This window comes from Neisseria sp. HMSC065D04, from assembly GCF_001815675.1.
Lineage (GTDB): Bacteria > Pseudomonadota > Gammaproteobacteria > Burkholderiales > Neisseriaceae > Neisseria.
Genome location: NZ_KV821486.1, coordinates 1 through 7,511, shown reverse-complemented (window position 1 = coordinate 7,511; position 7,511 = coordinate 1). Strand labels below are relative to the sequence as shown.

General features: G+C 51.4%; 8 protein-coding genes. All 8 read right to left on the bottom strand.

The genetic code is table 11. The features are described 5' to 3' along the window. Window positions 1-128 precede the first annotated feature (128 nt). The gene (purF, locus tag HMPREF3050_RS02090) at window positions 129-1,673 is read right to left on the bottom strand and encodes an amidophosphoribosyltransferase (RefSeq protein ID WP_070773277.1); all 1,545 of its coding nucleotides are present in this window, start codon (window positions 1,671-1,673) and stop codon (window positions 129-131) included. A gap of 345 nt (window positions 1,674-2,018) precedes the next feature. Beyond that, window positions 2,019-2,525: a CvpA family protein gene (locus HMPREF3050_RS02085; RefSeq protein ID WP_009312743.1), complete on the bottom strand. Its 507-nt coding sequence runs from the start codon at window positions 2,523-2,525 to the stop codon at window positions 2,019-2,021. Next, window positions 2,518-3,750, bottom strand: a complete 1,233-nt coding sequence (locus tag HMPREF3050_RS02080) for an SPOR domain-containing protein (RefSeq protein WP_070773276.1) — start codon at window positions 3,748-3,750, stop codon at window positions 2,518-2,520. The genes HMPREF3050_RS02085 and HMPREF3050_RS02080 overlap by 8 nt, the downstream gene beginning before the upstream one ends. A 12-nt stretch (window positions 3,751-3,762) precedes the next feature. After that, complete coding sequence (folC, locus tag HMPREF3050_RS02075) at window positions 3,763-5,037, bottom strand: bifunctional tetrahydrofolate synthase/dihydrofolate synthase (protein ID WP_045074742.1); 1,275 nt, start codon at window positions 5,035-5,037, stop codon at window positions 3,763-3,765. Window positions 5,038-5,170: 133 nt separating this feature from the next. After that, on the bottom strand, window positions 5,171-5,605 hold the full coding sequence (locus HMPREF3050_RS02070; protein WP_070773275.1) for a protein YgfX: 435 nt from the start codon (window positions 5,603-5,605) through the stop codon (window positions 5,171-5,173). 4 nt (window positions 5,606-5,609) lie between these two features. Beyond that, window positions 5,610-5,969 carry a hypothetical protein gene (locus tag HMPREF3050_RS02065; RefSeq protein WP_003761526.1) on the bottom strand — a complete coding sequence of 120 codons (360 nt, stop codon included), beginning with the start codon at window positions 5,967-5,969 and terminating at the stop codon, window positions 5,610-5,612. A 122-nt stretch (window positions 5,970-6,091) separates the two neighbouring features. Then, window positions 6,092-6,820, bottom strand: a complete 729-nt coding sequence (locus tag HMPREF3050_RS02060) for an amino acid ABC transporter ATP-binding protein (RefSeq protein WP_003740819.1) — start codon at window positions 6,818-6,820, stop codon at window positions 6,092-6,094. 16 nt (window positions 6,821-6,836) lie between these two features. After that, window positions 6,837-7,271: a hypothetical protein gene (locus HMPREF3050_RS02055; RefSeq protein ID WP_070773274.1), complete on the bottom strand. Its 435-nt coding sequence runs from the start codon at window positions 7,269-7,271 to the stop codon at window positions 6,837-6,839. Window positions 7,272-7,511: the final 240 nt, after the last annotated feature.

Sequence of the window (7,511 nt, the reverse complement as noted above, 5' to 3'; positions counted from 1 at the left end):
GAGAATCGTTCTCTTTGAGCTAAGGCGAGGTAACACCGTACTGGTTTAAAGTTAATCCACTATACAAAGGTCGTCTGAAACATGACCCCGTTTCAGACGACCTTTTGCTTTAATCGTTCAAACCGGTTTTATTCTTCGTCACCCGTATCGCTGATGCTGATGCTGTGTTCCATCCTGCTCGGGTGGACTTTCAAGCCGCCGCAGCCGGATTTCTCGGCGGACAGGCGGTCGAGGTAGGCCTGGTCGATGTCGCCGGTTTGATAGATGCCGTTGAAACAGGACGAATCGAAGGATTCGATTTTCGGATTGAGTGCTTTGACGACGGCTTCCAAATCGCTCAAATTTTGGAAAACGATGCCGTCCGCGCCGATTTCGGCGGCAATTTCCGCTGCGCTGCGCCCGTTAGCAATCAATTCTTCGCGCGTGGGCATATCGATGCCGTACACATTGGGATAGCGTACTTCGGGAGCGGCGGAGGCGATATAGACTTTGCGCGCGCCTGCTGCGCGTACCATTTCGACGATTTCGCGGCTGGTCGTCCCGCGCACGATGGAATCGTCCACCAGCAATACGCTTTTTCCTTCAAACTCGGTTTCCATCGGGCTGAGTTTCTGGCGCACGGATTTTTTGCGCGTCGCCTGACCGGGCATGATAAAGGTGCGGCCAATATAGCGGTTTTTAATCAAACCTTCGCGGTAAGGTTTTTTGAGGTGGACGGCAAGTTCCATCGCGCTGGGGCGGCTGGTGTCGGGAATGGGCATCACGACGTCGATGTCGTCCACGGGCAGCTCACGTTTGATTTTTTCCGCTAAGGACACGCCCATGTCCAAACGCGATTGGTAAACCGATACGCCGTCGATCACGGAGTCGGGACGGGCAAAATAGACGTATTCGAAGAGGCAGGGACTGAGTTTGGCGCGGTCGCTGCATTGACGGGCAAGCAGTGTGCCGTCAAAACCTACGAATACTGCTTCGCCCGGCTGGATATCGCGTTCCAAATCGTAGGCAAGCGCATTGAAGGCAACGGATTCTGAGGCGACGGCATAGGATTTTCTGCCTGCCTTGTCGGTTTGCGAACCCAACACCAGCGGGCGGATGCCGTAAGGATCGCGGAAGGCGAGCATGCCGTAGCCCGCAATCATGGCAACCACGCCGTATGCGCCGCGCACCAGGCGGTGGACTTCGGCAACGGCGTTGAAAATATTGTCGATATTGAGCCGGTGGGGATTGGCGTTTTTAGAGACTTCGCGGCGCAATTCGTGCGCGAATACGTTGAGCAAAACTTCGGAATCGGAGCTGGTGTTGACGTGGCGCAGGTGTTTGTTGCACACGTTTTCATACAGTTCGGCGGTATTGGTGAGGTTGCCGTTGTGTGCCAACACGATGCCGAAAGGCGAGCTGACGTAGAAAGGTTGCGCCTCCGCGCTGCTGCCCGCGTTGCCCGCCGTAGGATAACGGACATGGGCGATGCCCGCGTTGCCGATCAAATCGCGCATATTGCGTGTGCGGAACACTTCGCGCACCATGCCTTTGCCTTTGTGCATATGGAACGTGCTGCCTTCCGCCGTCACAATGCCCGCCGCATCCTGCCCCCTGTGCTGCAACATCTGCAAACCGTCGTACAGAAGCTGGTTTACCGGCTCATGGCTGACCAAACCTAATACACCGCACATATCGTCTTCTCCGAATTCGAGGTTAACTTGGAAAACAGAATTATAGAATAAATCGGACAACGTTGCCCAAATTGTTGACAATCATTCGCCCATTCAGTTTGAAATCAGATACCGACCATGACTGATTGATGAATCAGTCCGACAATACGAAGCATCGAAAATTAAATCCAACTTCACTATAAATGCTTCTATTTCACCGCCTCATCATCAATCCACCCACGCCTCTATCGGAGATTCAGACTATCAGAAGCGCGTTCGGCAAATATAGCTGCCGAACTTTTAACTCATGAAAAACCGGTTTCAGACGACCTTCGATGCAATCGGGGTCGTCTGAAACCGGTGGATTTACGATTCCGCCTTATCTTCCGCCTTTTCCTTCTGACCGGGCAGGTAAGGCATGATGACTTCAGACAATGATTGGAAATAAGGAATGCTGTACGAGCTTTGCCAATCTTCCGTTTCCGGCAAATCGGTGTGGGCGCAGACCATGACCGCCAAAGTCACCAGCAACACGCCTTTGGCTGCGCCGAACACGCCGCCCAATACTCTGTTGACGCTGCCCAATCCCATCGATGATGCTGCGTTGGTCAGTATGGTGCGTAAAAACTGCTGTAAAAAACGCGCCAAAAAGAAAATCACGACAAACGAAATGGCAACGCCCAAGGCGCGCGGTTGAATCGATTTAAACGCCACTTCCGAAAACGGCACGGCAAACGTTTTAGCCAACAAAAAGGAAATCACCCACGCAAACAGCGAACCCGCTTCGGCAATGACGCCGCGTATCATCGACATCACGATACACGCCGCGATCACGCCGAAGGCGAGTATGTCGGCTAACGGAATATCATTCATTGGTTACCTGTCCGGCAATGCCGTGTACGCGCAGTTTGTTCAAGTCGCGTTCGGCGTCGTAGGCGTTTTTGTATGCGCCTGATTTGACACGGTAAACCTTGCCTTTATCCGTCATCACTTCGGTAATGGTTGAGTCGATACCTGCCGCTTTCATTTTGCGTTGCAGGCTCAAGGCACGTTCTTTTTCAGCATAACCTGCCTGAATGGCGGCTTTTTTACCTGATTTGACTTCGGCGGTTTTGGTTTTTGCCTTTTCAGACGACCTTTCGGCAGTAGCGGTAGCGGTTTTCTCTGCCTTGGCCGTCTGCTCGGTTTTGGCTTTGGCAACTTTCGCTTCGGCTTCCCTTACCGCGGAAGCTTTTTTGCCGGCTGTTTCGATTTTTTCGTATTTGGAAGCATCTACCCGAATTCTTTCTTTAGGTTCGGATGCGGATGCTGTGACAGCTTCTTTGGCTTTTTCCGCTGCTGCTTTGTGTTTCGCCGCCGCTTCTTCTTTGGCTTTTAATGCCTTACGTTCGGCAACGGCTTTCTCGGCTTTTTCCAACTGTGCCAGCTTGTTGCGCTCGGCTGCGGCGGCACGTTCCGCCTTCTCGGCTTTGGCAGCTTGAAGGGCGCGTTTACGCGCTGCGGCATTGGCTTCGCGTTCCGCTGCTTCTTGGGCTTGAAGCTGCTGCGCTTTACGCTGCTCTTCACGGTTACGGCGGCGCTCTTCCGCGCGTCGCTCGGCTGCTTCGCGTTTGGCGGCTTCGGCTTTTTGGATTTTCTCGGATTCTTCCAAACCTTTGATGTCGCTGTCTGACAGCGTATCGTTAATCAGCACCAAAGGCGGACCTACATCTTCGGGCGCTGCCGGCGGTGCATCAGGTTGCGGCTCGGCTTGCGCATGCGCATTTTGCTCCGGCGCGGCGGTTTCCTGCGGTTTGTCCGCTACTTCGGCATCGGCATTTTTGGCCGCTTCCGCCGCTGCTTCCAAATCTTCTTTGGTAGAAGGCTCCAACACGGTCGCATCCGCCAGGTTGGCAGGTTCTGTGTTGGCGTTGTTTTGTTGGATGGTTGTAGTTTGGGCGTTTTCTTCTGGCTTGTTTTCCGGTCCGGTTGACAGGGCGACGCCCAATAAAACGGTCGATGCCGCCACCAACCCCGATGCCATAACCAAGCGGCGGCGGTTGCGGCGTTTGAGCTGTTCGTAACCGGTCAGAACTTCATTTTGCTTATTGTCAGACATGGAGATTTCCTTTTACAACGCCGCCATCACGTCGGCAACGGTATGAAATGAGCCGAAAACAACGATTCTATCATTTTCGCCCGCCTTAGCCAAAGCTGCGCGGTACGCCTCGCGAACGGAGGTAAAAGTTTGTATATTTTCGATATTTTGTGCTTCCAGTTTCGCCTGCAAGGCTTCCGCCGTCATGCCGCGCGGCACGTCCAAAGGCGCGATATACCACTCGTCAAACTGGTCTTTAACGATTTCCAACACGCCGTCTATGTCTTTATCGGACAGCATGCTGAACACGGCGGTGCGTTTTTGCGCAAACGCCAAATTAATCAGGCTGCGGCGCAGTGCGCGGGCGGCGTGGGGATTGTGTCCGACATCCAAAACGGTCAGCGGGCGGCCGGGCAGGACTTGGAAGCGTCCGGGGTTTTCAACCAGCAGCAATCCGCGCTTGATGGCGCCGATGTCCACCGGCAATTTTTCGTTCAAACATTCCAACACGGTCAACGCGCAGGCGGCGTTGGAAAGCTGGTATGCGCCGCGCAATGCGGGGAACGGCAGGGAATTGCGGTTGCGCGCGGGGTCGTCTGAATGTTGCGGATGGAAGCGGTAGTTCCATTGGATGTTTTCCAATGAGGCGAAATCGAAATCGCGCTGCACCATCAGCAGTTTCGCGCCTATGGCTTCGGCGTGTGCGACCAACGATTCGGGCGCAGGGTTTTGCCCACAGATTGCGGGTTTGCCGCTGCGGAACACGCCTGCTTTTTCAAAACCGACCTGTTCGACCGTATCGCCCAAAAACGCCTGATGGTCCAAATCCACGCTGGTAACCACCGCGCAATCGCAGTCAAACACATTGACCGCGTCCAAACGTCCGCCCAAGCCGACTTCCAATATCATCACATCGACTTGTTCGCGTATGAAGATATCGACCGCCGCCAAGGCATTGAATTCAAAATAAGTCAGCGATATTTCGCCGCGCGCCGCTTCGATGCGCTCGAAAGAAGCGGTGATGAGGTCGTCTGAAACCGGCTCGGCGTTGACGGCGATGCGTTCGTTGTAACGCAATAAATGCGGGCTGGTCAGCGTACCGACTTTGAAGCCTGCCTGTTTGTAAATCTGCGTCAGGTAGGCGCAGACCGAACCTTTCCCGTTTGTTCCCGCGACAACGACGACGGGGCATTGCGGCTCAAGCTTCATGCGTTTTTTCACTTCGCCCGTGCGTTCCAAGCCCATGTCGATTAAGCCGCCGCTGTGGGCGGTTTCCAAATGCGAGAGCCAGTCTTGTAATGTTTTCATGTGTGTTTCGTTTTTCAAAAGGTCGTCTGAAACCGTCGTTTCGGAATAATTGGACGGCTTCGGCTGCTTGTGCGGACTGTTTTTATATTGGGTTTAATTTGACGAGAACAAGGCGGAAAACCGCTTTACCGAATTAAAGCGGATGCCCGGCATCCTGAGCCTGACACCAGCGCGCCCAAACTTTCAGACGACGGTAAGATTCCTTATCCGCCATATCGGGCGTAACACATTGCCGTATCGTTTTGCCGTCGGCGTTCCACTGCAAAAACAAAGCGTAAGGAGTCAGCATGGTCGCACCGTCCAACACCGCGCCCTGCCCTTCTCCGTCTCCGCAAAATACACAAGCGCGCGCATGGCGGTCGATGGCGATTTTCTTTACCGCACCCGCCGTCCGCAAATTCACCACGCGCCAAGCGTGGACAAAACTGCCCGCCAACGCCGCCAGCCCGAACCATATCATCCAACCGTAAAACCATATCAGGCACACGGCCACTGCGGACAAATGCAACAAGACGGACAAGGCTTTTAAAGAACGGGACGGCTTCAAGGTCGTCTGAAAAGCGCGCATCGCCCTACATCATATTGTCGAACACGGGCGTAATGCTCAATTCCGCCTCTTCCATGTCCAAAACCATATCGTGGATTTCGGTATCGAAAAATTCCCAAAACGCCTTCAGGCTCATGTCTTGCGGCCACTTGCTTTTATCGATGTCCCAGCCTGCCAACTCCGCCTCGAAAATCTGTTGGTAGCGTTCGTCAAAATAGGCAATCACGGCTTCCGGCTCGTCAAACTGCGGCACGAGGAATACGGAGCAGTTGGCACGGATTTGCTCGATGGTCAGGTCGGGCATATTTTCATCGGCGGATTTCAGCCATTCCAAAAAACGGGCGGTCGGCTTAAGCACGACGGCGGTACGGTCAACAAAATACATGGTTTTCCTTTAAAACGGCAAAATCGGAAATGACCTCTTTGCCGTCTATATCTATCAGTTGCATTCGCCAAAGGTCGTCTGAAAGCCTCAATCTGTCTTTCAGACGACCTTTTGACAAGCTGTTAATGCGTCATCACTTGCTGCAAGAACTGTTTGGCGCGTTCGTGTTTCGGATTGGTAAAAAACTCTTCAGGCGTTTCGTTTTCCAAAATCTGCCCTTTATCCACAAAAATAATGCGGTCGGCCACTTCGCGCGCAAAGCCCATTTCATGTGTAACACACATCATGGTCATGCCGCTTTCCGCCAAGTCCTGCATCACTTTCAACACCTCGCCGACCATTTCCGGGTCGAGCGCGGAAGTCGGTTCGTCAAACAACATCACGCGCGGCTCCATCGCCAGCCCGCGCGCAATCGCCACGCGCTGCTGCTGACCGCCGGAAAGCTGGCTGGGGAATGCATCTTTTTTATGCGCCAAACCCACGCGTTCCAACAGCTCCATCGCCTTTTCCTCAGCCTGTTCGCGGCTTTGTTTTTTCACCTTCATCGGCGACAGGATGATGTTTTCCAATACGGTCAGATGCGGATACAGATTGAAGCCTTGGAACACAAAACCCACTTCCTCACGCACCTTGTTCAAATCCGTCTGCGGATCGGCAACATTGATACCGTCCACCCAAATCTCGCCGCTCTCAATGCTTTCAAGCTGGTTGACGGTACGGATGAGCGTCGATTTGCCGCTACCCGAAGGTCCGCAAACCACCACCACTTCACCCTGCTTCACTTCCAGATTGACGCCGTTGATGACGTGCAGGTCTTTGAAATGTTTATGTACGTTCTTGAATTTGATCACTTGGATATCGCCTATTTTATTTCAATGATTTTTTCAAGTTATCAACTGCTTTTTCAGCGTCGCCGTTATAAACAACATGAAACAATGAATCAAAGTTCCAATATTGATAACTTGTCGGTTTACATGAAGCATATAAATCTTTAAATAAAGCCAAATCAGAACTGTTCAGTTTGAATTTTACATCAGCTCCACCGACATCTCCTGTAATTTGATAACCAGTTTGTATATCAACAGCAGCTACCTGTTCACAAATATCAGTACGATAGGCATTGTCGCACGAACCGACCCCGCATTGTTGCAAACTATCAAAACTTTCTAAAATTAATATCTTAGATTTTTTAGCACTGTTGAACTGTTGAATAAACTGAGTTTGTTCACTTTCGTCAGCATAGCTATTAGAAGATACACTCAACAGAACAAAACCACCTATCAGACACCATAATTTTTTCATATATTTCTATACCTTTTTTTGTCTCTTACTCGGAATATATTTTATATCAACAAGCAAACAATACTATTTTCTTTTTTAAATTAAATTTTAATTTATCAAATCAAGATAATTTTTAGGTTTGTTCGGAATATTAGGAGATAGCAAAATCCTTTCTTTCAAACATTTTCAACTTCACAGAAATAATAGTTTTATAGTCAATTAAAATAAAAATAGGACAGTAGCGCATCGTCAAATCGGGCG